We start from the raw sequence: 24,818 nt of genomic DNA, 5'->3' as shown, positions 1-24,818 counted from the left end.
GACCCCGATGACACAGCTGGACATGGCCTATGTGCAGTCCCAATTCCCCGGCCTGACGCAGGACTGGGTGTTCTTCGACAATGCCGGCGGCGCGCAGATCGCCCAGCCCGCGCTGGACCGCATGGTCGAGTTCCTGACCCATCGCAACGTCCAGATCGGGGGCAGCTATGCGGTGTCGCAGGCTGCGGCCGAGGCGCTGATGGCCGGCCGTCGCGCCGCCGCGACGCTGGTCAATGCCGCCCGCCCCGAGGAGATCGTCTTCGGCCCCTCGACCACGGTGCTGATGGGCAACCTGATGCAGGCCATGCGCCGTCAGTTCTTGCCGGGCGACGAGGTCATCGTCACCATGGCCGATCACGAAAGCAACATCGGCCCCTGGACCCGGCTGGAGGAGTTCGGCGTCGTCATCAAGGTCTGGCCCCTGAACGCGGACACGATGGACCTGCAGCTGGCCGACCTGGCCCCGCTGATGACCGACCGCACCCGGCTGGTCTGCGTGACGCATGTTTCCAACATCCTGGGCCAGGTTCATCCAATCGCGGATTTCGCGCGCTTCGTCCATGATCACGGCGCCCGGATCTGCGTCGATGCGGTCGCCTATGCGCCGCACCGGCTGATCGACGTGCAGGCCTGGGACGTCGATTACTATGTCTTCAGCCTGTACAAGGCCTATGGCCCGCATGGCGCGCTGATGTACGGGAAATACGACCTGCTGGCCGAACTGGACGGACTGTACCATTACTTCTATGGCAAGGATAAGGTTTCGGCCAAGCTGGAGCCCGGCAATCCCAGCTATGAGGCCGCCTATGCCACCGACGGCATCCTTGAATACCTGACCACGCTGGCCCGCCACCACGGCGCGACGGGCGACGACCGCGCCCTGCTGGAGGCCGCCTTCGATCTGATCACCGCGCAGGAGGATGCGCTGACCGACCGCCTGCTGGCCTGGCTGTCGGCGCGCAACGACTGCCGCGTCATCGGCGGATCGGTCAACCGCGACAGCACCCGCGTACCGACCATCGCCTTCAAGTTCGACGGCATCGATTCCGGCGCCGTCGCCCGCGCGATGGACGATCACGGCATCGCCATGCGGTTCGGCGATTTCCATTCGCGCCGCCTGGTCGAGCATCTTGGCGAGGATCAGGACGGCGGCGTGCTGCGCGTGTCGATGGTGCATTACAACACGCTGGATCAGGTCGACCGCCTGACCGACGCACTGGCCCGGATCGTCGCATGAGCGGGCTGGATCTGGTCATCGCGGGCGGCACGGTCGTCACCGCCGCCGACAGCTATGCCGCCGATATCGGCATCCGCGACGGGCGCATCGCGCAGATCGGGCAGGGGCTGACCGGGGCCGACCGGATCGACGCCACGGGGCTTCTGGTCCTGCCGGGCGGGATCGACGCGCATGTGCATCTGGACCAGCCGACCTCGGACGGCACGACCATGGCGGACGGCTTCGCCAGCGGCACCCGGTCGGCGGCGGCGGGGGGCAACACGACCGTGCTGCCCTTTGCGCTGCAGATCAAAGGCCGGTCGTTGCGCGCCTGCGTCGAGGAGTACCACCAGAAGGCGCAGGGGCATTGCCACACCGACGTGTCGTTCCACCTGATCGTCAGCGACCCGACCCCTCAGGTGCTGGGACAGGAGCTGCCGGCGCTGGTCCGCGACGGGTACACGTCCTTCAAGGTCTTCATGACCTATGACGACCTGGTCCTGAACGACGCCCAGATCCTGGACGTGTTCGAGGTGGCGCGCCGCGAACGCGCCCTGGTCATGGTTCATGCCGAGGGGCATGACGCGATCCGCCACCTGACCCGCCGCCTGGAGGCCGAGGGCCGCACCGCGCCCTATTACCACGGTCAGGCCCACGCCCAGATCGCCGAACGCGAGGCCACGCACCGCGCCATCAGCCACGCCCAGCTGATCGACGTGCCGGTGGTGATCGTCCACGTCTCGGGCCGCGACCCGATGGAGCAGATCCAGTGGGCCCGTGCCCGAGGCATGAAGGTTCACGCCGAAACCTGCCCCCAATACATCGCCCTGACCGCCGACGACCTGCGCGGGTTGAACATGGATTTCGACGGCGCGAAATACGTCTGCTCCCCGCCGCCGCGCGATGTGGATAGCCAGGCGGCGATCTGGCAGGGGCTGCGGGACGGGACCTTCGACATCTTCTCGTCCGACCATTGCCCGTTTCGCATCGACGCCACGGGCAAGGACACGCCCCGCGCGCGATCATCGTTCAAATACGTGCCGAACGGCATTCCGGGGGTCGAAACCCGCCTGCCGATCCTGTTTTCCGAAGGCGTCGGCAAGGGGCGCATCAGCCTGCAGCGGTTCGTGGCGCTGACCGCGACCAACCCCGCGCGGCTCTATGGCCTTTATCCGCAAAAGGGCAGCATCGCCATCGGCGCTGATGCCGACCTGGCGCTGTGGGATCCGACCCTGACCCGGCCGATCCGGCAGGCACAGCTGAACCACGGCTGCGACTACACGCCCTACGAGGGGATGGAGATCACCGGCTGGCCGGTCCGGACCCTGCTGCGCGGCCGGACCATCGCGCAGGACGGCGTCCCGGTGGGCGATCCCACCGGGGGGCACCTGTCGCGCGCCACCAGCGAGGCGTTCGCCTAGACGTCGAAGTTGCTGGGCAGCACGATCATGTCGCGGATCGTCACGTTGCGCGGGCGCGTCAGCATGTACATCAGCGCGTCCGCGACCTCGACCGGTTCGATCAGGGCGCCGGCATCCTTCATGCGCTGCAGGCGTTCGGGTTCCCAATCCGCCAGCAGGGCCGAGATGACCGGCCCCGGAGAGACCTGTCCCACCCGGACGCCGTGGCCCATCAGCTGGCGGCGCATGGTCTGGACGAAACAGGTCACGGCCCATTTCGACGCGGTATAGACCGGCTCGACGTGGATCGGCGCGTGTCCGGCGATGGAACTGGTGACGATGATGTCGCCCGTGCCGCGTTCGATCATGTGGGGGGCCACCGCATGGACGTTCTTCATCACCGCGTTGACGTTCAGGTTCAGCATGCGGTCGATGGCGGCCGGGTTGGTGTCGACCAGATCGCCGCCGATATAGCTGCCCGCGTTGCACAGCATGATGTCGATCTGGCCGACCTTGTCCAGGATCTGCGGCACCATCGCGTTGCAGCTGTCCGCGTCCAGCAGGTCGGTGACCTGGGCGATCGCGTCTGCGCCCAGCTCGCGCGTCAGCGCGTCCAGCGCGTCGGCGTTGCGGTCGACCAGCACCACGCGGGCGCCTGCCTCCAGCAGGGCGCGCGTGGCGGCCAGCCCGATGCCCGATGCGGCCCCGGTGATCGCGGCAACCTTGCCGTGCAGGTCTTGGGACATGGTATTCTCCTTGGGATGGTGTTCGGTCAGACGGCCAGGAAGCCGCCGTCAAGGGGCAGGACCGCCCCGGTGATCAGACCCGCATCGTCCGACAGCAGCAGCGCGATGGCGCGGGCCACGTCTTCGGCCTCGGCAAAGCGGCCCATCGGGTGGCGGGCCATCATCGGGTCGCGCTTGGCCGGCGCGCTCCAGGCGGCGGCGGCCAGTTCGGTCAGCGTGACGGTGGGCGCGATGGCCACGGCGCGGATGCCGTGGGGGCCCAGCTCGCGTGCCATGACGCGGGTCGCGCCCTCCAGCCCCGCCTTGGACGCGGCATAGGCGACGTGGTCGGGGAATCCGCGATGGCCCGCGATGCTGGTGACGTTGACGATGGCCCCGCCGCCGCCCGCGGCGATCCGGGCGCGGGCGAACTCCTGCGCGCAGATCAGCGCGCTGCGCAGGTTGATGTCCATCACCGTGTCATAGCCCGCGTCGGTCAGATCCAGCAGCCCCTCCAGCACGTTGGTGCCGGCGCAGTTGACCAGGAAGTCGCAGGTCCCGGCCTGGGCCATGGCATCGCGCGCGGCCGCGGGGTCGGACAGGTCGGCCACGATGGCGCGTGCGTCCAGGCTGTCCAGATCGGATTGCGTGCGGCTGATGGCCGTGACCCGCGCGCCGCGTTCGGCCAGCAGGATGGCGGTGGCCCGGCCGATGCCCTTGCCTGCGCCGGTGATGATGACGGATCTATCCGTGAAGGGCATCGTGGTCTCCTCTCAATGCGGCGTCGATGTCGCCGCGCAGGTCGCGGGCGGTGGCCTGAAGCGTCAGGAAGGCCCGATGGCGCGCGGCGTGCAGCCGCTGGCTGTCGGGATCGGGGTGATGGGTGGTCAGGACGCGCGACATGGCGGGCATGGCCGATGCCAGGTCGGGGAACACCCCGCCCGCGACCGCGCCCAGCATGGCCGCGCCCAGCAGGACGGGCTCGTCCGCCGCTGCGGCATCCACGGGCAGGCCGGTCGCATCGGCCAGCAGCTGGCGGATCAGCGGATGGCGGCCCGCGCCCCCGCTGATGGCGATGCGCGCGACCGGTGCCCCGTGGGCGGCCTGGGTCGCGATGATCTGGCGCAGGCCGTAACCCAGCCCGCAGACCCCCGCGACATACAGCGAGATCAGGGATGCCAGGTCCGTGTCCATCCCCTGGCCGCTGACGATGGCGCGGGCATGGGGGTCGGCAAAGGGCGCACGGTTGCCCAGGAATTCCGGCACCACATGCAGGTGGGCCGCCTGACGCACGGCGTCGGGCGCGGCCTGGTCCGCCAGCCATTCGGGCAGGGACCGGCCCTGCGCGCGGGCGGCGTCGACCGCCTGGTCGTGGGCGGGATGCAGGCGCAGCAGGTGGTCGATGGCCGCGCCCGCGACCGACTGCCCGCCCTCGTTCAGCCACATGCCCGGCACCATGGCCGAGAAATAGGGCCCCCAGACACCCGGCACGAAGGCCGGGTTCCGCGTCGTGGTCATGGTGCAGGACGATGTGCCGAACACATAGCCCACTGTGTCGACCGGATCGCCCATCGCGGCGACGGTGCCGACCCCGCCCGCATGCGCGTCGATCAGCCCTGCGCCGACGGCGATGCCGGGCCGCAGGCCCATGGCGCGCGCCGCATCGGCGGTCAGGCCCGCGCCAAGGGGCGTGGCGGGCGGCACGACCTGCGTGCCGATGCGCGCGAAGCCTTCGTCGGCCAGCACGCCCAGGCCGATGGCGCGGAAGTAATCGCCGTCCCACCGGCCCTCATGCGCAAGATAGGTCCATTTGCAGGTCACCGTGCAGGTCGACCGCGCGGTGCTGTCCGTGGCCTTCCAGGTCAAAAAATCGGTCAGGTCGAAGAAATGGCGCGCCGCGTCAAAGACCTGGGGCCGGTTCTCACGCAGCCACAGCAGCTTTGGCGTCTCCATCTCGGGAGAGATGCGCCCGCCGACATAGCGCAGGACATCGTGCCCGCCCGCATTGATGCGCGCCGCCTGGTCGACCGCGCGGTGGTCCATCCAGACGATGATGTCGCGGTCGGGATGGGCGGGGTCGCCCACGCCCAGGGGCATATCGCCCACCACCACCAGCGAACAGGTGGCGTCGAACCCGATGCCTGCCACGCGGGCCGGGTCGATCCCGGCCTGGGTCACCGCGGCGCGGGTCGCGGTGCAGACCGCATCCCAGACCTGCGCGCTGGACTGTTCGGCGATCACCCCGTCGGGGCGGTGCATGGCGATGTCGCATTTCCCGGTGCCAAGCGCGGCGCCCGTGGCGTCGAACACGCCCGCCCGCGCCGATCCGGTGCCGACGTCGATGCCGATCAGGTACCGGTCCATCAGCGCCATTCCCGCCCGATATAGATCGCCAGCAGGATGATCAGGCCCTTGATGACGTCCTGCATGTAGGGGTTTATCCCCACCAGGTTCAGGCCGTTGTTCAGGATGCCCAGCAGCACCGCGCCGATCAGCGTGCCCAGGATCAGCCCGCGGCCACCTGCGATGGCGGTGCCGCCCAGGACAACGGCCGCGATGGCGTCCAGCTCGAATCCCACCCCGGCGTTGGGCTGGCCGCTCATCAGGCGGCCGGTCAGCACGATGGCGGCCAGCGACGCGGTCAGCCCCGAGATGGCATAGACCGCCAGCTTGACCAGCCGGGTGCGCACACCGGACAGACGGGCGGCGGTCTCGTTGCCGCCGATGGCATAGACGTGGCGGCCGAAGGGCGTGCGCTGCAGCAGCAGCCAGGCCAGTGCATAGACGACGATCATGATGATCACCGGCACGGGCATGATGCCCACCCGGCCCACGCCGAACCAGGACACCCAGCCCGGCAGCCCGCTGATCGGATAGCCGCCCGAATAGATCAGGCCCAGCCCGCGGGCGATGCCCATCGTGGCCAGGGTCACGATGATCGCGGGCATCTTGCCCCAGGCCACCAGCACGCCGTTGAACAGCCCCAGCCCCAGCCCGACCAGCAGGGCGGCGGCGATGCCCACCCCGCCGGGCAGGCCCATGTTGACCATGATGCCGGCCGCGACCGTGCCGGCCAGCGCCATGACCGCGCCCACCGACAGGTCGATCCCGCCGGTCAGGATGACGAAGGTCATGCCCACCGCCAGGATGCCCACGACCGACACCTGCCGCAGCACGTTCAGGATGTTGTTCACGGTGAAGAAGTTGTCGCTGGCGAAGGCCATCAGCACCGACACCACGATCAGCCCGACCAGGGGCAGCGCCAGGGGCGAATGCAGCAGCCAGTCGAAGGCGCGGTGCTTGGCGGTGTTTGCGTCATGCGACATGGTGGACCTTTCCCGTGGTTGCATGTGTCATGATCCCTTCCGAGGTGATCGCGTCGCCCTCGACCGTCGCGACGATCCCGCCAGAGCGGAAGACGCAGACCCGGTCGGCCATGCCGATGACTTCCGGCAGTTCTGACGAGATCATGATGATGGCGTATCCCTGCGCCGTGAACCGGCGCATCAGCTGATAGATTTCGGCCTTTGCGCCGACATCGATGCCGCGCGTGGGTTCGTCGAAGATCAGCACCCGCATCTGGTGGTTCAGCCAGCGGGCGATGACGACCTTCTGCTGGTTGCCGCCCGACAGGGTGTCGACGCGGGCGCGGGGGCCTTGGGCCTTGACGCGCACCTGCTCCATCGCGGCCTGGGTCGAGGCCAGTTCCTTCTTGAAGTCGATGAACCAATGGGCCTGGCGATATTTGCCGTAGTTGTTCACCGACACGTTCTGCAGGATGGAAAAGGCCGTGATCAGCCCCTGTTCCTTGCGGCTTTCGGGCAGAAGGCCGATGCCGCGGGCCAGCCCGTCGGCCGGGTCGCGCAGGCGCGCCTCGGCGCCGTCCACGCGGATCTTGCAGCGCGCGGCGGGATATTCGCCCAGGATCGACAGGACGGTCTCGGTGCGCCCCGATCCGACCAGCCCGGCAAAGCCCAGGATCTCTCCGGCGCGCAGCTGAAAGGACGATACCGGGCCGCCGCGACGCAACTGCACTTCGACCGCCTCCAGCACGACGGGGGCCGCGGGGTCGCGGGCGGGCTTGGGGGGAAAGCTGTTCTCGATGCGGCGGCCGACCATCATCTCGACCAGGCGGTCGATGGTGACGTCGGCGACATCGGTGCTGCCGACATATTCGCCGTCGCGCAGCACGGTGATGCGGTCGCAGATCTCGAAGATCTCGTCCAGGTGGTGAGAGATGAAGACGATGGCCACCCCGGCGGCGCGCAGTTCGCGCATGACCTTGAACAGGTGTTCCGTCTCGGACGGGGTCAGGGTCGCGGTGGGTTCGTCCAGGACCAGAATGCGGGCGTCCAGCGACAGCGCCTTGGCGATCTCGACGAACTGCTGTTCGGCGACCGACAGGCGCGCGATGGGCACATCCAGCGGCAGGTCGACCTCCAGCCGCCGCAGGATCGCCTGCGCGCGGACCCGCATCGCCTTGCGGTCCAGAAGGCCCAGGGGGCCGCGCATCTCGCGGGCCAGGAACATGTTCTCGACCGCGGTCAGGCCCGGGATCAGGCTGAATTCCTGGAACACGATGCCGACGCCTGCCGCGATCGCCGCGTCATAGGTGGCAAAGCTGCGCGGCTCTCCGTCGATCAGGATCTGGCCGTCCGAGGGCTGGATGATGCCGCTGACGATCTTCATCAGAGTCGATTTCCCTGCGCCGTTCTCGCCCAGAAGGGCGTGCACCTCTCCGGCGCGGACATGCAGGTCCACCCCATGCAGGACCTCGATCCGGCCGAAGCTTTTGCGTATTCCCCTGAGTTCCAGCATCTTGCCCCCTTTCGTTCGGCCGCGCCCCGTCGGGGGCGCGGCCGGGTCCGTCACCAGCTGAAGTCGGCCGCGTTCTCGGCATCGACCGTGCGCACGTCGATTGGCACCTCTGTCGGTACCACGCGCGCGCCCCAGTACTGGGCCAGCGCCATGCCCAGGCCCACGCGGACCTGGTCGCGCGGGAACTGCGCGGTGGTCTGGATGAACGGACCGCCGTCTGCGATGGCCTTGACCGCCTCGGGGGCGCCGTCGACCGAGGTCAGCTTGATGTCGCGGCCCGACCCCTGGATCGCGGCCAGCGCACCCATCGCTCCGCCGTCGTTGACCGAGAAGATGCCGGCCAGGTTCTGGTGCGACTGGATCATGTTCTCGACCACGCCCAGGGCGACGGACCGGTCCTGGCGGCCGTTCTGGGTGTCGACCAGGGTGATGCCCTCGTGCTCGGCCAGGGCCTCCTTGCAGCCCTCGACGCGCTGCAGGATCGGCACGACTGGGATGCCGTCCAGGATGGCGACCTCTCCCTGGCCGCCCAGGGCTTCGGCCAGATAGGCGCAGGACTGATAGCCCGCGTCGCGGTTCTTGGAGCCCACGAAGGTGTCGACCGGGCCGTTGGCGTTGGCGTCGACGGCGACCACGATGACGCCCTGGTCCTTGGCCATGCGCACCGCCGATTCGACGCCCGCGCTGTCGGTGGGGTTCAACAGCAGGATGTCGATGCCCTGCTGCAGCATGTCCTCGACGTCCGAGATCTGCTTGGCCACGTCATGGCCCGCGTCGGTCACGATGACCTCGGCGCCGATCTGGGCGGCGGCCTCGTTCAGGGCCTCCTGCATGGACACGAAATAGGGGTTGTTCATCTCCTGGAACGTCATGCCGATCTTCAGCGTGTCGTCCTGGGCGGCGGCAAGGCCGGCCGAGGCGACAAAGCCCAGCGCGGCGGCGGATACGGTCTTGAGCAAGGTGTTCATCATAGTCCTCCCTTCGATGTGCAGTCGGCAGTCCCCCTCCGGTCGCGGCCCGCATGGGGAACCGCGTCGCGCAGGGTATGGGGTGGTGTGGCGGGTTCAGCTGGCCATGCGGATCGTCTGGTTGGCGGCGAAGGTCGCGCGAAATTCCGACGGCGACATCTTCTTCAGCTTGAGGAAATGGCGGTTGAAGTTCGACAGGTTCGAAAAGCCCACGTCAAAGCAGATATCGGCGACCTTGGCGTCGGGGTCCGACAGCAGCATGTGACAGGCCAGGTCGATCCGCATCTGGTTGCGATAGCGGACCAGCGTGGTCCCGGTATGGCGCTTGAACGACCGCGAGAACGCGCTTTGGCTCTGTCCGGTCAGGTCGGCCAGTTCGGTTTCGCTGACCGCGTCCAGCAGGTTTTCCCGCAGATGGCCCAAGGCGCGGTTCATGTCCGATTCCTCGGCCCGCTGCATGTCCATGACAAAGCTCAGGCTGGCCAACGTCTGCGCCTTGGGCGCCGTCGCCAGCAGGTCCAGGATCTGGAAGAACAGCCCCAGCCGGCGTACGCCGCGCGCGTCGATCAGCTTGCCCATCAGCGGCATCACCGCACGCGAGGTGTCGTCGTCGAACAGCAGGCCCCGGCGGCTGCGCTCCAGCAGATGCCGGGCGGATTCCAGTTCGGGGAATGCCGCGCGGGCGGCCTCGATGAAGCTTTCGGGGAACTGGATGACCTTGGTGCGGCAGGGCACGATCTGTCCGGGGCTGATGTCGCTGATCCAGTTCTGAGGCAGGTTCGGTCCGGTCATGATCAACTGGCCCGGCGCGAACTCTCCAACATGGTCGCCGATATAGAACTTGCCCGAGGTCGCGACGACCAGGTGGATCTCGTATTCCGGATGGAAGTGCCAGCGGACCGTGCGGAAGGGATAGCCGTGCTGCCACGCGGCAAAGGATTCACCCTTGCGGATATGGACCAGTTCCAGATCTGGCTGCATCGCGTTCCCCCTCTCCGCGCCAGCACGGCCCGCTGCTGCGATGCCGGCCCTCCAAGGCGCTGGACCTTTGCTAGCACGGGTGATCGGGACGGGGCCACGACGGCACGGCGAATCTTCAGATACTTTTTTGACACCAGGTGCCGAAAAATCATCATATCAGTGGGACGGGAACCGCGGCATGAAAATGCTGCCATGCAGCATGACCGCGCGACTGGCGCCTTGCCCGATGGGAAATGGCTGCAACCCAAGGCTGCAGCCATTCCAAAACGCCGGGGCGGCGGTCATACTTTTCAGGCGCGTTTCAGTCCGGCATGCGGATCTGGATCTTGACGTCGGTGTCGCGCGCCTCGACCGCACGGTCGAAGGCGGCGATGCTGTCCGCGAACGGGATCGTGGCCGAGATCAGCGGCGACAGGTCGACCTTGCCCGCCGCGATCAGCGATATCGCACGGTCATAGACGTTGGCATAGCGGAACACCGTCTCGATGCGCAGCTCCTTGGCCTGCAGGCCGACGATGTCGACCGGCACCGGATCGACCGGCATGCCGACGAGCACGACCGTGCCGCCCGGACGCGCCAGCGCCGGCAGGCCCAGGATCGCGGGGGCCGCCCCGGAACATTCGAAGACGACGTCCGCGCCCCATCCATCGGTGGCCTCGGCGATCGCCTGGGCTGCGGGGGTGGTGCGGATGTTGACGGTCTCGATGCCCGGATAGGCGCCGATGATGTCCAGCTTGGGCTGGGCCAGGTCCGCGACCAGCACCTTGGCGCAGCCTCCCGCCAGCGCCGCCAGCGCGGTCATCATGCCGATGGGCCCGGCGCCGGTGACCAGGCCGATGTCGCCCGGCTGGATGCGTGCCCGCAACGCGGCCTGCATGCCGATCGCGAAGGGCTCGACCATCGCGCCCTGTGCGAAGGAGACCTGGTCGGGCAGCCGGTAGGTATAGGCCGCCGGATGCACGACCTGCGGCGTCAGGCAGCCATGCACGGGCGGGGTGGCCCAGAACCGCACCGCCGGATCGACGTTGTAGATGCCCAGCTTGGCCGCGCGCGAGGCCGCATCGGGAATGCCGGGCTCCATGCAGACCCTGTCGCCGGGCTTCAGGTGCGTGACCTGGGCGCCGACCTCGACCACGGTGCCCGATGCCTCGTGGCCCAGGACCATCGGCTGCTCGACCACGAAGGGGCCGATCTTGCCGTGGGTATAGTAATGCACGTCCGACCCGCAGATGCCGACCGTATGGACCGCGATGCGCACGTCGGTGGGCGACAGGTCCTGATCCAGCGCGATGTCGCGCAGCGCCAGCTGACCCTTGCGTTCCAGTACCAGTGATGTCGCCATGTCGTCCCCTCCGGTGTTGCGATCCGCTGCCGACAGAACGCCGGGCACGCAGCGGTGTAAATCCGTCTGGTGGCCGTCGGGTCGTGAAATCTGCGGGAACGGAAAAAAACTATCACCGCAACGATGGGCAGAGATGTTAAAAAACGTGACTTATTGAGATAAATTGTTGCATTGCGCGCATGTTTGTGACTGACTGCGTCCCAATCTGATCAGGGAGAAGCACAGATGTCCGTCCCGTCCCGCTATCGAGTATGCGTCGTAGGCCTTGGGTCCATGGGCATGGGGGCGGCGCTGTCCTGCCTGCGTGCCGGACTGGCCACCAGCGGCATCGACCTGGATGCGGGGCGCCGCGACGCCTTTGCGGCCCAGGGGGCCGAGGGCGTGGCAGATGGCGTCGCGGGCCTCGGCGGCGATTTCGACGCGGTGATCGTGCTGGTCGTGAACGGTGCGCAGGCGCGTCAGGTGATCTTGGGGCAGGGGGGCGTGGCCGACCGCATCGCACCCGGCGGCGCGATCATGGTCAGCTGCACCCAATCGGCCGATGATGCACGCGCCCTGGGCGCCGATCTGGCAGCGCGCGGCATCCTGATGCTGGACGCGCCGGTCTCGGGCGGGGCCGCCAAGGCCGCGCAGGGGGCGATGACCGTGATGGCCTCGGGCCCCGATGCGGCTTTCGACGCGCTGGCCCCGGTGCTGGAGGCGGTGGCCGCCAAGACCTATCGCATCGGGTCCGAGATCGGGCAGGGCGCCACGGTCAAGGTCATCCACCAGCTGCTGGCGGGCGTGCATATCGCGGTGGGCGCCGAGGCGATGGCCCTGGCCGCCCGCGCGGGCATCCCGCTGGACACGATGTATGACGTTGTGACCAACGCCGCCGGCAATTCCTGGATGTTCGAGAACCGGATGAAGCATGTGGTCGACGGCGACTATACCCCGACCTCGGCCGTGGACATCTTCGTCAAGGATCTGGGGCTGGTCACGGAAACCGGACGCGCCTTGGGGTTCCCGCTGCCCCTGGCCTCGACCGCCTTCGCGATGTTCCAGCAGGCCTCCAACATGGGCCATGGGCGCGAGGATGACAGCGCGGTGATCAAGACCTTCTCGGGCATCACCCTGCCGGAGGGGAAGGCATGAAGATCGGCGTCATCGCGGATGACTTCACCGGCGCGACCGACATCGCCGGTTTCCTGGTCGCGGGCGGGCTGACCACCACGCAGATGATCGGCGTGCCGGACGCCGACGCGCAGGTCGATGCCGATGCGGTGGTGATCTCTCTGAAAAGCCGGTCGAACCCGGCGGCTGATGCGGTGGCCGACAGCCTGGCCGCTCTGGACTGGCTGCGCGCGCGGGGCTGCGCGCAGATCTATCAGAAATACTGCTCGACCTTCGATTCGACGGCTAAGGGCAATATCGGCCCGGTGGCCGATGCGCTGATGGCGGCGATGGGGACCGACATCACGGTCATCTGTCCGGCGCTGCCGGTGAACGGGCGGTTGGTCTATCTGGGCCATCTGTTCGTGGGCCAGGACCTGCTGCAAGATTCGGGCATGCGCGATCACCCGATCACGCCCATGCGCGACAGCAGCCTGATCCGGCTGATGGAGGGGCAGGCGCAGGGCCGCTGCGGCCTCGTCGATGCCGCGACCGTCGATCAGGGGCCGCAGGCCGTGCGCGACCGCATCGCCGCGCTGCGGGCCGAGGGGGTGCGCTACGTCGTGCTGGACGCGATCAGCGACGCGCATCTGGCGACCTTGGGGCAGGCCGTGGCGGACATGGCGCTGGTCACCGGCGGGTCGGGGCTGGGCTACGGCATCGCGCGGGCGGTATCAGACGGGGCCGATGCCCAGGCCCAGGACGCGGGCGCGCCGCTGGCGGGGCCGGCGGTGGTGATCTCGGGGTCGTGCTCGGTGATGACGAACCGGCAGGTCGCGGCCTATCGCGCACTGGCCCCCACGCTGGACGTAGATGTCGACCGCTGCCTGGCGGATGCCGAGGCCTATGGCGCCGAGCTGGCCGAATGGGTGCTGGCGCAGCCGCAGAGCCGCGCGCCGATGATCACCGCGACCGCCGATCCGGCCCGCCTGCGCGAGATCCAGGGACAGCATGGCGCCGCGGCGTCCGAGGCGGTCGAACGCACCTTCGCCGCCGCCGCCGCGCGTCTGGCTGAAGGCGGCATCACCCGCTTCATCGTTGCGGGGGGCGAGACCTCGGGGTCGGTCACGCAGGCGCTAAAGGTCACCGGTTTCGCCATCGGCCCGCAGATCGCGCCCGGCGTGCCTTGGGTCCGCGCGGTGGACAAGCCGCTGTCGCTGGCGCTGAAGTCGGGCAATTTCGGGGCCGAGACCTTCTTCACCGACGCGCAGGAGGTCCCCGCATGAGCGCCGCCGACCGCATGGTGATGCTGTGCCGCAGCCTGTTCGAGCGCGGCTACTCCGTGGGCGGGGCGGGCAACGTGTCGGTCCGCAATCCCGATGGCGGCTTCACCGTGACGCCCACGGGCAGCAGCCTGGGCCGCCTGTCGGCCGATGCCCTGTCAGTGATCGGCGCGGATGGCGAACCGCTGCCGGGCCCGAAGCCGTCCAAGGAATTCGCGTTCCACCGCGCGCTCTATGACGTGCGGCCGCAGGCGGGGGCGATCGTGCACCTGCATTCGACCTATCTGACGGCGCTGTCCTGCCTGGAGGGGCTGCCCCGCGACAACGCGATCCGGCCCTTCACCCCCTATTACGTCATGCGCATCGGGCACATGCCGGTCATCCCCTATTCCCGCCCCGGATCGCCGCAGATCGGGCTGGACCTGGCCGCCGCGGCGCAGGGCAGCAGCGCGCAGGCCTTCCTGCTGGCCTCCCACGGGGTCGTCGTGCTGGGCCGCGACATCGACGATGCCGTGAATAATGCCGAGGAGCTGGAGGAGACCGCCAAGCTGCAGTTCATCCTGCGCGGCGAAAAGCTGCATTACCTGACTGAGGCCGAGATCGCCGAACTGGGCGGAGGATACTGACATGACCCGCATTGCCGCGAACCTCTCGATGCTGTTCACCGACGCGCCCTTTCTGGACCGGTTCGACCGGGCGGGGGCCGCGGGCTTCGACACGGTCGAGTTCCTGTTTCCCTATGACCACCCCATCGAGGTGGTGAAGACCCGGCTGGACCGCAACGGGTTGCGTCTGTCGCTGATCAACGCGCCCGCGGGCGATTGGGCGGCGGGAGAGAGGGGCTTTGCCGCGCGTCCAGGAAAGCGAACCGAGTTCCGCGCCAGCGTGGAGCAGGCGATCACCTATGCCACGGGCCTGGGTTGTCCGCGCATCCACGTGATGTCCGGGATCACCGCCGATGAACCCGACCGCGCCGCCTGCGAGGCGGTCTGGACCGAAAACCTGCGCGAGGCCGCCGACATGGCCGCGGCGGCCGGCCTGTTCATCAGCATCGAGCCGTTGAACAGCCGCGACGTGCCGGGATACTTCATCGCCCATCAGGACCCGACGCTGGCCCTGATCGAACGCCTGGGCCGTCGCAACGTGCTGCTGCAGTTCGACGTCTATCACACCCAGATCATGGACGGCGACATCATCCGCCGGATCGAGCGGTTGAAGGGCGCCTATGGCCATGTCCAGATCGCGGGCGTTCCCGACCGGCACGAACCCGACACGGGCGAGCTGAACTATGCCGAGATCTTCGCGGCCTTCGACCGGACCGGGTTCGAGGGGCCCTTGGGTTGCGAATACAACCCGCGCGGCCGGACCGAGGACGGTCTGGGCTGGGCCGCGCCCTATCTGCGCGCGGTGCCATGATCCCGGCCGAACGCCAGCAGTTCATCCTGTCCTGCCTGGCCGAACGCGACATCGTCAGCATCGCCGACCTGGTGGACCGCCTGGGCGTGTCGCACATGACCGTGCGCCGCGACATCCAGGCGCTGGAGGAGGCGGGGCGCGTGTCCTCGGTCACCGGCGGCGTGCGCCTGTCGCGGAGGTTGGCGCAGGAGCTGCCGCATCTGCAGAAGGCCGCGATGAACACCGGGGCCAAGCGCGCGGTGGGGCAGGCGGCGGCCGATCTGGTCCGCGACGGCATGGTGATCTATCTGGACGCGGGCACGACGCTGTTGGAACTGGCGCGCCAGATCGCCGGGCGCCGGGGGCTGACGGTGGTCACGAACGATTTCGTCATCTGCGCCTGGCTGTCCACGCATTCGGACTGCACGCTTTATCACAGCGGCGGACTGGTCGAACGCGCGAACCAATCCTGCGTGGGCGGTGCGGCGTCCGAGGCGCTGGCGCGGTTCAACTATGACATCGCCTTCATCTCGACCTCGTCCTGGACGGTGGCGGGGCTGAGTTCGCCCTCCGAGGCCAAGGGCCCGGTCAAGCGCGTCGCGGTCGATCGCGCGCGGCGCGCCGTGCTGGTGTCGGATTCGACGAAATACGGCGCGGTGGCGGCGATGAACATCCTGCCCGTCTCGGTTTTCGACACGGTCGTGACCGATGCGGGCATCGACGCAGGCGCGGCGGACGCCCTGCGCGAGATGGGGGTGCAGGTGATCCTGGCCCCCGACCTGAAGGGAGAGAGCCTATGACCATCGTTGTGACCGGCGGCGCCGGTTTTCTGGGCGCGCGCCTGATCGCGGCCCTGCTGGAAGACGGCGCGGAGCGCATCGTGTCGCTGGACCGGATGGCCTGCCCGGTGGATGACGCGCGGGTGGAGAGCCTGGTCGGCTCCATCGACGACGCGGACGCCGTGGCCCGCGCGCTGTCCGGGGGCGCGGACACCGTCTATCACCTGGCCGCCGTGCTGTCGGGCCAGTCCGAGGAGGATTTCGACACCGGCCTGCACATCAACGTCGACGCCACGCGCCTGCTGCTGGAGGCCTGCCGCAAGCTGGACCGCGCGCCGCGCTTCGTCTTCACCAGCTCGCTGGCCGTCTTTGGCGGAGAGATGCCGCAGATCGTGCCGCCGACCATGGCCCTGATGCCCCAGTCCTCATACGGCTGCGGCAAGGCCATCGGCGAACTGCTCGTCAGCGAATACAGCCGCAAGGGCTTCGTCGACGGGCTGACCGTGCGCCTGCCCACGATCTGCGTGCGCCCCGGCGCGCCCAATTCGGCGGCCTCCAGCTTTGTGTCGGGGATCATCCGCGAACCGGTTGCGGGGCAGGCGTCGGAATGCCCGGTGCCGCTGGACACGCGGCTGTGGATCAGCTCTCCGGGCGTGGCGGTCACGAACCTGGTCCGCGCGGGCCGCATTCCCGCCGCCGATCTGGGCATCAACCGCGTCATGGACCTGCCGGGCATAACCGCAACCCCGGCCCAGATGCTGGACAGCCTGGAGCGGCTGGTGGGCGCCGAGGCCCGCGCCCGCGTGGCCCTGACCCGCGACCAGCGCATCATCGACATCGTCTGCAGCTGGCCCGGCGCCTTCGACGTGACCCGCGCGCGCGCCCTGGGCTTTGACGCGGATACCGATTTCGACGCGATCCTGACGCAGTTTCTGGCCGATCGCTGAGCGTTTTCAACTGGAGGCGCCCCATGCCGGGCGCAGTGGAGGAGTAACCCATGGCTGAACCCGGAATGGAGTTCCAGCTGATCGCAGGACTTGGCTTTGCCATCTTCCTGCTGATCTTCCTGGTCGTGAAGACCAAGGTCCACGCGATCATCGCGCTGGTCATCGCCGCGTCCGTGTCGGGCCTGATCGGCGGCATGATGCCCGCCGAGGTGATCAATTCGATCACCACCGGTTTCGGCCGCACGCTGTCCACCATCGGCCTGGTCATCGGCTTCGGCGTGATGATGGGCCGCATCCTGGAGGTGTCGGGCGCGGCCGAGCAGATGGCCTATTCGCTGATCCGGTGGGTCGGGAAGAAGCGCGAGGACTGGGCGATGGTCCTGACGGGCTATATCGTGTCGATCCCGATCTTCTGCGACAGCGCCTTCGTGATCCTGTCGCCGCTGGTCAAGGCGCTGGCGCGGTCCTCGGGCAAGTCGGTGCTGACGCTTGGCATCGCGCTGGCGGGCGGTCTGATGCTGACCCACCATGCCGTGCCGCCGACCCCCGGCCCCCTGGGCGTCGCGGGCATCTATGGCGTCGATCTGGGGCTGATGATCCTGTGGGGCATCGTCTTCACGATCCCCGGCATGGCGGTCATCGTCTTCTATGCACGCGCCATGGGCCCCCGGATCGAGCGGATGATCCAGACCGACACCGGCGAGGACCTCTCGGCCGCCTATCGTCAGTTCGAGGAGGCCGTGGACGACCGCCAGAAGGTCCTGCCGTCCCTGGGCCTGTCGGTGCTGCCGCTGCTGCTGCCGATCGTGCTGATCTTCCTGAACACCATCGCCACGGCGGTCGTGCGCACCTCGGGCGACCCGGCGCTGGAGACGAACCTGCTGGTGCAGGCGATGTCCTTCTTCGGCAACCCGGTGATCGCGGTGGCCATCGGCCTTCTGGTGTCGATCTATACCCTGCTGCCCGGCCGTCCGCGCGACGAGGTGCTGGGCTACATGGAGCAGGGCGTCGAAAGCGCGGGCATCATCCTGCTGGTGACCGGTGCGGGCGGGGCCCTGGGTTCGGTCCTGCGCGATTCGGGCGCGGGCGACGTGATCGGCCAGGCGGTGGCGGGTCTTGCCATCCCGGCGGTGCTGATCCCCTTCGTGATCAGCTCTCTGGTGCGCTTGATCCAGGGTTCGGGCACGGTCGCGATGATCACGGGCGCATCGATCTCGGCGCCGATCCTGATGAACATGCCGGACGTGAACATGGTCTTTGCCGCCCAGGCCGCGGCCATCGGGTCGATGGTCTTCGGCTATTTCAACGACAGCTACTTCTGGGTCATCAACCGGATGCTGGGCGTCAAGCAGGCCAAGCACCAGATGCTGCTGTGGTCGGTGCCGACCACGCTGGCCTGGGGATCGTCGCTGGCCATGCTGTTGATCTGCAACGCGCTGTTCGGCTAGGGTCGGATCGCTGCCGCACGGTCGACCTTGATCGTGCGGCAAACACTTCCTTAATGGAACCGAAGGTCGCCCTTCGTGTTGCGCTGACGCGCCGCATGGCGGGGCAGCAGCAAAAGGGACGGCGGGACAACATGGATGCTTCGAGTGATCGGCTGGCCCGTCCGGGATGGAACTGCTGGCGGGTCGAACAATCGGGGCGGTTCGCTTTCATCGCCGATGCCGACGAATATTTCCGTGCCGTGCGCCAGGCCATGCTGCAGGCGCGCCATTCGATCCTGATGATCGGTTGGGACTTCGACGCCCGCATCCACCTGGGCGACGCCGCGGACGGCGGCCCCCCGGCCTTGGGCGATTTCGTGATGTGGCTGGCCCGCCGCCGCCCCACGCTGCACGTGCGCCTGCTACGGTGGGACACCGGTGCCTTCAAGGCGATGTTCCGGGGCAGCACGTTGTTGACGATCCTGCGCTGGAAGATGCATCCGCGCATCACGCTGCGCCTTGACGGCAAGCACCCGCTGGCCAGTTCGCATCACCACAAGATCGTCGTCATCGACGACTGCCTGGCCTTCTGCGGCGGCATCGACATGACCGAGGGCCGGTGGGACACGCGCGAACACAAGGACGACGATCCGCGCCGCACCAGCGCCCGCGGCAAGCTGATGAAGCCCTGGCACGACGCGACCAGCGCCTTTGACGGACCCGCCGCGCGGGCGATGGGCGATCTGGCCCGCGACCGCTGGCGCATCGCCTGCGGCGAGGAGCTGTCGGCGGTCAGCGACGCGTCGGGATGCTGGCCCGACGCGATCAAGCCCACGTTCCGCGACGTGGCGCTGGCCATCGCGCGGACCCGTCCGGACATTCCCGACGTCCAGCCGGCCTACGAGGTCGAGCAGATGTATCTGGACCTGATCGCGCGGGCGAAACGGGTCATCTATGCCGAAAGTCAGTATTTCGCATCCCGCCGCATCGCCCAGGCCATCGCCAAGCGCCTGGCCGAGGACGATCCCCCCGAGATCGTCATCATCAACCCGGTCAGCGCCCAAGGCTGGCTGGAGCCGATGGCGATGGACACCGCCCGCGCCCAGTTGGTCGAGGCGCTTCGCAAGCTGGACCATCGCGACCGGCTGCGCATCTATCACCCGGTGACCGATGCGGGCGCCGAGATCTATGTCCATGCCAAGGTGACGATCGTCGACGACACCTATCTGCGGGTCGGGTCGTCGAACTTCAACAACCGATCCATGCGGCTGGACACGGAATGCGACGTGATGCTGGCCGCCGAACGTCCGGGTGCCGAGGCGACGCGCGCCACGATCACCGCGCTGCGCGACGACCTGCTGGCGGAACATCTGGCGATGACGCCCGATCAGGTCACGCAGGGTATCAAGGAACATGGCAGCCTGATCGCGATGATCGATGCCAATCGCGGCACGCAGGGGCAGGGCCGCACCCTGATCCCCTACGAGATCCCCGAACTGAGCGGCTTCGAGGCCTGGCTGGCCGAGAACGAGATCCTGGACCCGGAAGGGCCCGACAAGATCTTTGAGCCTTTGGGTAAGCGCAAGGGCCTGATCCGTCGCTGGCACTGGCCAAAGCGGCTGAAATGGCGCCGGCGCAAGTCGGCCTAGTTCTGGTCGGGCCCCGTGGGCAGCCCCTTGCTGAGCCCGGACACGCTGATCCCGTTCAGCAGCCCCGCATCGATGGCCTTGCGGATCGCATGGGGGTTGTCCTCGACCCCCAGGGCGGTGCGCGCCATGCGCAGCCGATAGCGCAACGCGGTGCGCGAGATGCCAAGCGCTTCGCAGGCCTGGTCATAGGTCATGCCGCAGGCGATCGCCTCCAGCGCGTCGACCAGGATCGGGCGGAGCGAGGCGGTGCGGTCGACCATGTCATGCGCGCGTTTCAGCAGGTCGGCCATGCTGGCGATCTCGGCATCCGTGAACTCGCGCTCGCCATGGGACGCCCCGATATAGGACCGCGATTCGGCCGGGCCGTAGGACAGCGCCGCGCCGTAGGTCAGGCCGTGATCGCGCGCCTGGCCCATCACGTTCAGCGGATCGGGCAGCAGGCGGGTCAGGGCGCTCCACCGGATCTGGCCCTCGTTCAGGACGCACCACATGACCATCGGGTCGCCGACACCCAGATTGCAGCGGGTATAGGTCTGGATCCACTGAGAGGGATAGGTCGATACGCGCCTGACCGGGCGCGAATAGCGGATATGCAACCCCAGGGTGAAGCCGCGGGGTGCCAGCACCGACAGGGCATCGTCGATCTGGGCAAGGGCGTGCACGGACATCCGGAAGACACCTGGAACAGCGAAAACGACACGGGGTGAACAGATTTGTTCGCCCATTTAAGAGCAGCCGGCGGGTACGGCAAGGGGGGCTTTCCTGACTGTCGTTGCAGCGGGGCAACATAGCCTTACGGGGCTATAGTCCCGCGGGGTCATTTGCCCTTATGCGATGTCTTGCGCACGTCGTGCCTGTCGGGACGGTTAGCGGGCGCTATGCCCTCATTTCAGTCATGTCAGGACGCCCCTTCGGGGGTGTCCTTTTTTTCATGTCCGACGCGGGCTTGCGCCCGGCGGGGGGATCGCTAGCCTGCGCCCGAAATCGCAAACAGGGAAGTGGTCCGATGGAACGTGTGAAACTGGGCGGCAGCGCGGTCGAGGTCAGCCGGATCTGCCTGGGGACGATGACCTTCGGCAACCAGACCGCCGAGGCGGAGGCCCATGCGCAGATGGATGCCGCCCTGGAGGTCGCGATGACCTTCATGGACTGCGCCGAGATGTATCCCGTGAACCCCGTCCGCCGCGAGACGGTCGGCCTGTCCGAGGAGATCATCGGGCGCTGGCTGGCGCGGACCGGCAACCGCGACCGGGTCGAGATCGCGACCAAGATCACCGGACCCAGCCAGATGGTCCGCGACGGCGCGCCGTTCGACGGGGCGACGGTCACGGCCTGCATCGACGCCTCGCTGCGCCGGCTGCAGACGGACCGGATCGACCTCTATCAGCTGCACTGGCCGGTGCGCGGATCCTATGGGTTCCGGCAGAACTGGGCCTTCGATCCGTCGGGCCAGGACAAGGCGCAGACGCTGGCGCATATGCGCGACGTGCTGGGCGCACTGTCGGATGCGGTCGATGCGGGCAAGATCCGCGCCGTGGGCCTGTCGAACGAATCGGCCTGGGGCCTGACGCGGTGGTGCGACGTGGCCGATGAGATCGGCGGGCCGCGGATGGCCGCGATCCAGAACGAGTATTCGCCGCTTTATCGTCTCTACGACACCGATCTGGCCGAGGTCGCGGTGAACGAGGACGTCACGCTGCTGTCCTATTCGCCGCTGGCGGCGGGCCTGCTGACCGGGAAATACGCCTCGGGCGCGATCCCCGAGGGCAGCCGCGCGGCGGTGGACAAGGCCACCGGCGGGCAGGGCAACCTGGGTGGGCGCAAGACCGACCGCGGGATGGCCGCGGCAGAGGCCTATGGCCGCCTGGCGGCGGAGCATGGCTGGGACGTGGTGCATATGGTCATCGCCTGGCAGCTGACGCGCCCCTTCAAGGTGGTGCCGATCATCGGAGCCACGACGATGGACCAGCTGCGCCATCTGATCGCGGGTCTGGACCGCGATCTGCCCGACGAGCTGCGTCGCAGGATCGAGCGCCTGCACCGCGCCCACCCGCTGCCCTATTGATGTGAACCCGACCGTCTCTATCTTACCGACAGGACGGATGAACACGAAGGACCAGGCATGGCAGGCGATCCCTATGCAGCACTCGGCGTGTCGCGAAGCGCCAGTGCCGATGAGATCAAGAAGGCCTATCGGCGCATCGCGAAGACCGATCACCCGGACCTGAACCAGGATCCGGCCGCCGCCAAGCGGTTCGCGGCGGCCTCGGCGGCCTATGACCTGCTGAAGGATGCCGACCAGCGCCGCCGCTTTGACGCGGGCGAGATCAACGCCCAGGGCCAGGAACAGGCACCCCGCTGGCAGGGTCGCCCGGGGGCGGGCGGCAACCCGTTCGGCGACGCGCCCGGCCATGGCGGCGATCCGGACCTGTCTGATGTCTTTGCCGACCTGTTCGGACAGCGCGCCTCTCCGCGGGGCGGCGGCGGTTTTGGCGGGTTCGGGGGCTTTGGCGGGTTCGGCGGCGGGCGCGCGTCCGACATGCGCGGCCAGGACCTGCGGCTGGCGCTGCAAGTGGATTTCCTGACCGCGGTCCGCGGCGGGCGCAACCGCATCACCCTGCCGCAGGGCGGCACGCTGGAGGTCACCATCCCCAAGGGCGTGCGCGACGGCCAGGTGATCCGCCTGCGCGGCAAGGGCGAACCCGGCATCGGCCGCGGAGAGCCCGGCGACGCCTATCTTGAGGTTCGGGTCGCCGAGCATCCCCAGTTCACGCGCGACGGAGACGACATCCACCTGATCCTGCCGATCAGCCTGGACGAGGCGGTGCTGGGCGGCAAGGTCGCGGCCCCGACCATCGACGGGCCCGTCAACCTGACCATTCCGCGGGGCGCGACCTCGGGGCAGCGGCTGCGGCTGCGGGGGCGCGGCGTGAACGGCGGCGATCAGCATGTCGAGCTGCGCATCGCCATGCCGGCCAAGGTGGACGCCAAGCTGGCGGCGTTCTTCGAGGAATGGCGGCGCGAGAACGCCTATGACCCGCGGCGGGGCATGTCCGAGGCGTCCTGACGCGCGGGCAGCACGGCCATGACGCGGGCGCGGGCATCGGGGGTCATGCGGCCCCAGGCTGCGATCTCGGCCAGGGTTCGGTGGCAGCCGAGACACAGGTTGCGGTCCGCGTCGATGCGGCACAGCTTGATGCAGGGGCTTTCGATCATCGGCGGCTGTCTTTCTGAGGCGCGGAACAGGGTTCGGGTCGCGGGGGACGGGCCGTGCGAAGCCCGGCCCGGACGCTGCCGCTTGGCCCATGGCCGCGCTGCCGCGCGGCGGTCGCGCCCTTATCCATGGGTCGCGATGTGGCGCAGGCGGTCGAGGGCGCCCTGCAGGATGTAGCCCGCGGCGACCTGGTCGATGACCTCGGCCCGGCGCTTGCGCGAGGTGTCGCCCTCTAGGAGGGCGCGTTCGGCGGCGACCGTGGACAGGCGTTCGTCCCAGTAGGCGATGGGCAGGTCGGTCAGCCGGGTCATGTTGCGCGCGAAGGCGCGGGTGGCTTGGGCGCGCGGCCCTTCGGAGCCGTCCATGTTGCGCGGCAGGCCCAGGACCAGCCCGGCCAGCCCCCGGTCCGCGATCAGCGTCAGCAGCGCCTGCGCATCCTGGGTGAACTTGGTCCGGCGGATCGTGGTGATGGGGGACGCCACGCCCCGCATGCCGTCGCTGACGGCGACGCCGATGGTCTTGGTGCCCAGGTCCAGCCCGGCCAGCGCGCCGAAGCGGGGCAGGGCGGCGGCAAAATCGGTCATGTCCTCGTGGATCATCCGTCCAGCCCCGCATCGGTCGCGGCCCGTTCGATCGGGGCCAGGGCGTCGGGGGCGCCGCCGAAACGCTGGCGGGCCTCGGTCAGGATCGCGGTCGCCTGGTCGCGCTGGTCCAGCATCGCCAGCGCCGCGATCAGCCGCGCCCATTCCTCGGGAGAGCCGCCCTGCGTCGCCAGGCGCTGCTGCAGGCGGTCGACCATGTCCTGGATCATGCGGGCACGATCCTCGGGGGACAGGTCCTCGGCCGCGGCCAGGGCGTCGGCATCGGGGCCGGGCAGGTCCGCGGCGGGGGGTGCCGGCGCGCGGTATTCGTCATCGCCCGCCAGCCAGGCCAGATCCTGGATCGCGGCGCGGATCGGGGCGATCCAGGGCGCACCCTCGGGGCCCTCGTCCAGCAGGCCGCGCCACAGCGGAAAGGCCCGATCGGGGCGGCCGTTCTGGATCAGCAGGACCCCCTGCAGATAGCGGGCCTGCGGCTGCGTGGGGTCCAGCGTCAGGGCGCGCCGCAGGACGGCCTCGGCCTCGGGGGTGACGACGCCGCCCGCGGCATCGACCATCAGCGTGGCCAGCTGCATCAGCTGGACGGCATCGGCCTGATCGCCGCGCAGGTCAACCAGCCGCTGCTGGGCCGCGCGGGCAGCGGCCAGGTTGCCCAGGCGCATCTCGTTGCTGGCCAGCAGCGCAAGACCCTGCTGGTCGTCCGGGTTGCGCCCGACGGCGTCGCGCAGCTGGTCGATCATCGCCAGGTATTCGGGATCGGCCTGCGACAGGTCGGGCGCGGGACGGGCGGGGGCCGCCGCCTCGGCCTCGGCCTGGCTGGGGCGGTCGCGATAAGCGGCGTCGGCGGCGGCAAAGCGTTCGGCCAGCGGCATGTCGGGGGCGCCCGGCACCCCCTCGCGCAGATACAGCGCCACGGCACCGGCCAGCATCGCGACCAGCGCGACCGCGGGCCACAGCGCGCGGCCGCCGCGCGCGGCAGGGGC

At 68.7% G+C, this 24,818-nt stretch carries 24 protein-coding genes; 12 read left to right on the top strand and 12 right to left on the bottom strand.

Annotation, left to right across the window (positions count from 1 at the left end):
• Window positions 1–7: 7 nt before the first annotated feature.
• The gene (locus FHD67_RS15310; protein WP_246071315.1) at window positions 8–1,237 is read left to right on the top strand and encodes a cysteine desulfurase-like protein; all 1,230 of its coding nucleotides are present in this window, start codon (window positions 8–10) and stop codon (window positions 1,235–1,237) included.
• The gene (hydA, locus tag FHD67_RS15305; RefSeq protein WP_139599203.1) at window positions 1,234–2,637 is read left to right on the top strand and encodes a dihydropyrimidinase; all 1,404 of its coding nucleotides are present in this window, start codon (window positions 1,234–1,236) and stop codon (window positions 2,635–2,637) included. Before FHD67_RS15310 ends, hydA begins: the two co-directional genes overlap by 4 nt.
• On the opposite strand, the gene FHD67_RS15300 is transcribed toward hydA, so the two are convergent.
• The 8 genes from FHD67_RS15300 to FHD67_RS15265 form a co-directional block, all read right to left on the bottom strand.
• Entirely contained in the window at window positions 2,634–3,362 is a 729-nt protein-coding gene (locus FHD67_RS15300) for an SDR family oxidoreductase (RefSeq protein ID WP_046001279.1), read from the bottom strand. The two genes, hydA and FHD67_RS15300, sit on opposite strands and share 4 nt — an antisense overlap.
• A 26-nt stretch (window positions 3,363–3,388) precedes the next feature.
• The gene (locus FHD67_RS15295; RefSeq protein WP_139599202.1) at window positions 3,389–4,102 is read right to left on the bottom strand and encodes an SDR family oxidoreductase; all 714 of its coding nucleotides are present in this window, start codon (window positions 4,100–4,102) and stop codon (window positions 3,389–3,391) included.
• Window positions 4,086–5,705, bottom strand: coding sequence for an FGGY-family carbohydrate kinase (locus tag FHD67_RS15290; RefSeq protein ID WP_139599219.1), 1,620 nt, complete (start codon window positions 5,703–5,705; stop codon window positions 4,086–4,088). The genes FHD67_RS15295 and FHD67_RS15290 overlap by 17 nt, the downstream gene beginning before the upstream one ends.
• Window positions 5,705–6,667: an ABC transporter permease gene (locus FHD67_RS15285; protein ID WP_046001281.1), complete on the bottom strand. Its 963-nt coding sequence runs from the start codon at window positions 6,665–6,667 to the stop codon at window positions 5,705–5,707. Before FHD67_RS15285 ends, FHD67_RS15290 begins: the two co-directional genes overlap by 1 nt.
• Window positions 6,657–8,159 carry a sugar ABC transporter ATP-binding protein gene (locus FHD67_RS15280; protein ID WP_139599201.1) on the bottom strand — a complete coding sequence of 501 codons (1,503 nt, stop codon included), beginning with the start codon at window positions 8,157–8,159 and terminating at the stop codon, window positions 6,657–6,659. The genes FHD67_RS15285 and FHD67_RS15280 overlap by 11 nt, the downstream gene beginning before the upstream one ends.
• A gap of 50 nt (window positions 8,160–8,209) precedes the next feature.
• Entirely contained in the window at window positions 8,210–9,127 is a 918-nt protein-coding gene (locus tag FHD67_RS15275; RefSeq protein WP_046001452.1) for an ABC transporter substrate-binding protein, read from the bottom strand.
• Window positions 9,128–9,223: 96 nt separating this feature from the next.
• Window positions 9,224–10,108, bottom strand: a complete 885-nt coding sequence (locus FHD67_RS15270) for an AraC family transcriptional regulator (protein WP_139599200.1) — start codon at window positions 10,106–10,108, stop codon at window positions 9,224–9,226.
• Window positions 10,109–10,409: 301 nt separating this feature from the next.
• Window positions 10,410–11,450: an NAD(P)-dependent alcohol dehydrogenase gene (locus FHD67_RS15265; protein ID WP_139599199.1), complete on the bottom strand. Its 1,041-nt coding sequence runs from the start codon at window positions 11,448–11,450 to the stop codon at window positions 10,410–10,412.
• 225 nt (window positions 11,451–11,675) lie between these two features.
• On the opposite strand from FHD67_RS15265, the gene ltnD reads away from it, so the two are divergent.
• From ltnD to FHD67_RS15225, 8 genes are all read left to right on the top strand, one after another.
• Window positions 11,676–12,584 carry an L-threonate dehydrogenase gene (gene ltnD, locus FHD67_RS15260; RefSeq protein ID WP_139599198.1) on the top strand — a complete coding sequence of 303 codons (909 nt, stop codon included), beginning with the start codon at window positions 11,676–11,678 and terminating at the stop codon, window positions 12,582–12,584.
• On the top strand, window positions 12,581–13,828 hold the full coding sequence (gene otnK / locus FHD67_RS15255; protein ID WP_139599197.1) for a 3-oxo-tetronate kinase: 1,248 nt from the start codon (window positions 12,581–12,583) through the stop codon (window positions 13,826–13,828). The genes ltnD and otnK overlap by 4 nt, the downstream gene beginning before the upstream one ends.
• Window positions 13,825–14,451 carry a 3-oxo-tetronate 4-phosphate decarboxylase gene (gene otnC, locus FHD67_RS15250; protein WP_139599196.1) on the top strand — a complete coding sequence of 209 codons (627 nt, stop codon included), beginning with the start codon at window positions 13,825–13,827 and terminating at the stop codon, window positions 14,449–14,451. Before otnK ends, otnC begins: the two co-directional genes overlap by 4 nt.
• Before the next feature lies 1 nt (window position 14,452).
• Window positions 14,453–15,241 (top strand): 2-oxo-tetronate isomerase, encoded by a 789-nt coding sequence (gene otnI / locus FHD67_RS15245; RefSeq protein WP_046001287.1) that lies wholly within the window; start codon window positions 14,453–14,455, stop codon window positions 15,239–15,241.
• Entirely contained in the window at window positions 15,238–16,020 is a 783-nt protein-coding gene (locus FHD67_RS15240; RefSeq protein WP_046001288.1) for a DeoR/GlpR family DNA-binding transcription regulator, read from the top strand. Before otnI ends, FHD67_RS15240 begins: the two co-directional genes overlap by 4 nt.
• Window positions 16,017–16,946: a D-erythronate dehydrogenase gene (denD, locus tag FHD67_RS15235; protein ID WP_139599195.1), complete on the top strand. Its 930-nt coding sequence runs from the start codon at window positions 16,017–16,019 to the stop codon at window positions 16,944–16,946. The genes FHD67_RS15240 and denD overlap by 4 nt, the downstream gene beginning before the upstream one ends.
• A gap of 50 nt (window positions 16,947–16,996) precedes the next feature.
• Window positions 16,997–18,394, top strand: coding sequence for a GntP family permease (locus FHD67_RS15230; RefSeq protein WP_198143191.1), 1,398 nt, complete (start codon window positions 16,997–16,999; stop codon window positions 18,392–18,394).
• 131 nt (window positions 18,395–18,525) lie between these two features.
• Window positions 18,526–20,022 carry a phospholipase D-like domain-containing protein gene (locus FHD67_RS15225; protein ID WP_139599194.1) on the top strand — a complete coding sequence of 499 codons (1,497 nt, stop codon included), beginning with the start codon at window positions 18,526–18,528 and terminating at the stop codon, window positions 20,020–20,022.
• Here FHD67_RS15225 and FHD67_RS15220 read toward each other — a convergent pair.
• Entirely contained in the window at window positions 20,019–20,690 is a 672-nt protein-coding gene (locus FHD67_RS15220) for a helix-turn-helix transcriptional regulator (RefSeq protein ID WP_176695149.1), read from the bottom strand. The two genes, FHD67_RS15225 and FHD67_RS15220, sit on opposite strands and share 4 nt — an antisense overlap.
• 338 nt (window positions 20,691–21,028) lie before the next feature.
• Between FHD67_RS15220 and FHD67_RS15215 the strand changes: the two genes are divergently transcribed.
• Both FHD67_RS15215 and FHD67_RS15210 read left to right on the top strand, forming a co-directional pair.
• Entirely contained in the window at window positions 21,029–22,087 is a 1,059-nt protein-coding gene (locus tag FHD67_RS15215; RefSeq protein WP_139599192.1) for an aldo/keto reductase, read from the top strand.
• Between the two features lie 57 nt (window positions 22,088–22,144).
• Window positions 22,145–23,089, top strand: a complete 945-nt coding sequence (locus FHD67_RS15210; RefSeq protein WP_139599191.1) for a DnaJ C-terminal domain-containing protein — start codon at window positions 22,145–22,147, stop codon at window positions 23,087–23,089.
• Here the strand turns inward: FHD67_RS15210 and FHD67_RS15205 are convergent.
• The 3 genes from FHD67_RS15205 to FHD67_RS20510 all read right to left on the bottom strand — a co-directional run.
• Entirely contained in the window at window positions 23,053–23,238 is a 186-nt protein-coding gene (locus FHD67_RS15205) for a DUF1289 domain-containing protein (protein WP_045983361.1), read from the bottom strand. The two genes, FHD67_RS15210 and FHD67_RS15205, sit on opposite strands and share 37 nt — an antisense overlap.
• A gap of 120 nt (window positions 23,239–23,358) precedes the next feature.
• Entirely contained in the window at window positions 23,359–23,835 is a 477-nt protein-coding gene (gene ruvX / locus FHD67_RS15200; RefSeq protein ID WP_045983362.1) for a Holliday junction resolvase RuvX, read from the bottom strand.
• A partial coding sequence (locus FHD67_RS20510; RefSeq protein ID WP_176695148.1) for a tetratricopeptide repeat protein occupies window positions 23,832–24,818 on the bottom strand: 987 nt, incomplete at its 5' end. The genes FHD67_RS20510 and ruvX, both read right to left, overlap by 4 nt.

Origin of the sequence: Paracoccus haeundaensis (assembly GCF_006239215.1) — a bacterium.
Taxonomy (GTDB): domain Bacteria; phylum Pseudomonadota; class Alphaproteobacteria; order Rhodobacterales; family Rhodobacteraceae; genus Paracoccus; species Paracoccus marcusii.
Note: the sequence above shows the minus strand (reverse complement) of the source record. Positions and strands in the feature narration are given on the sequence as shown.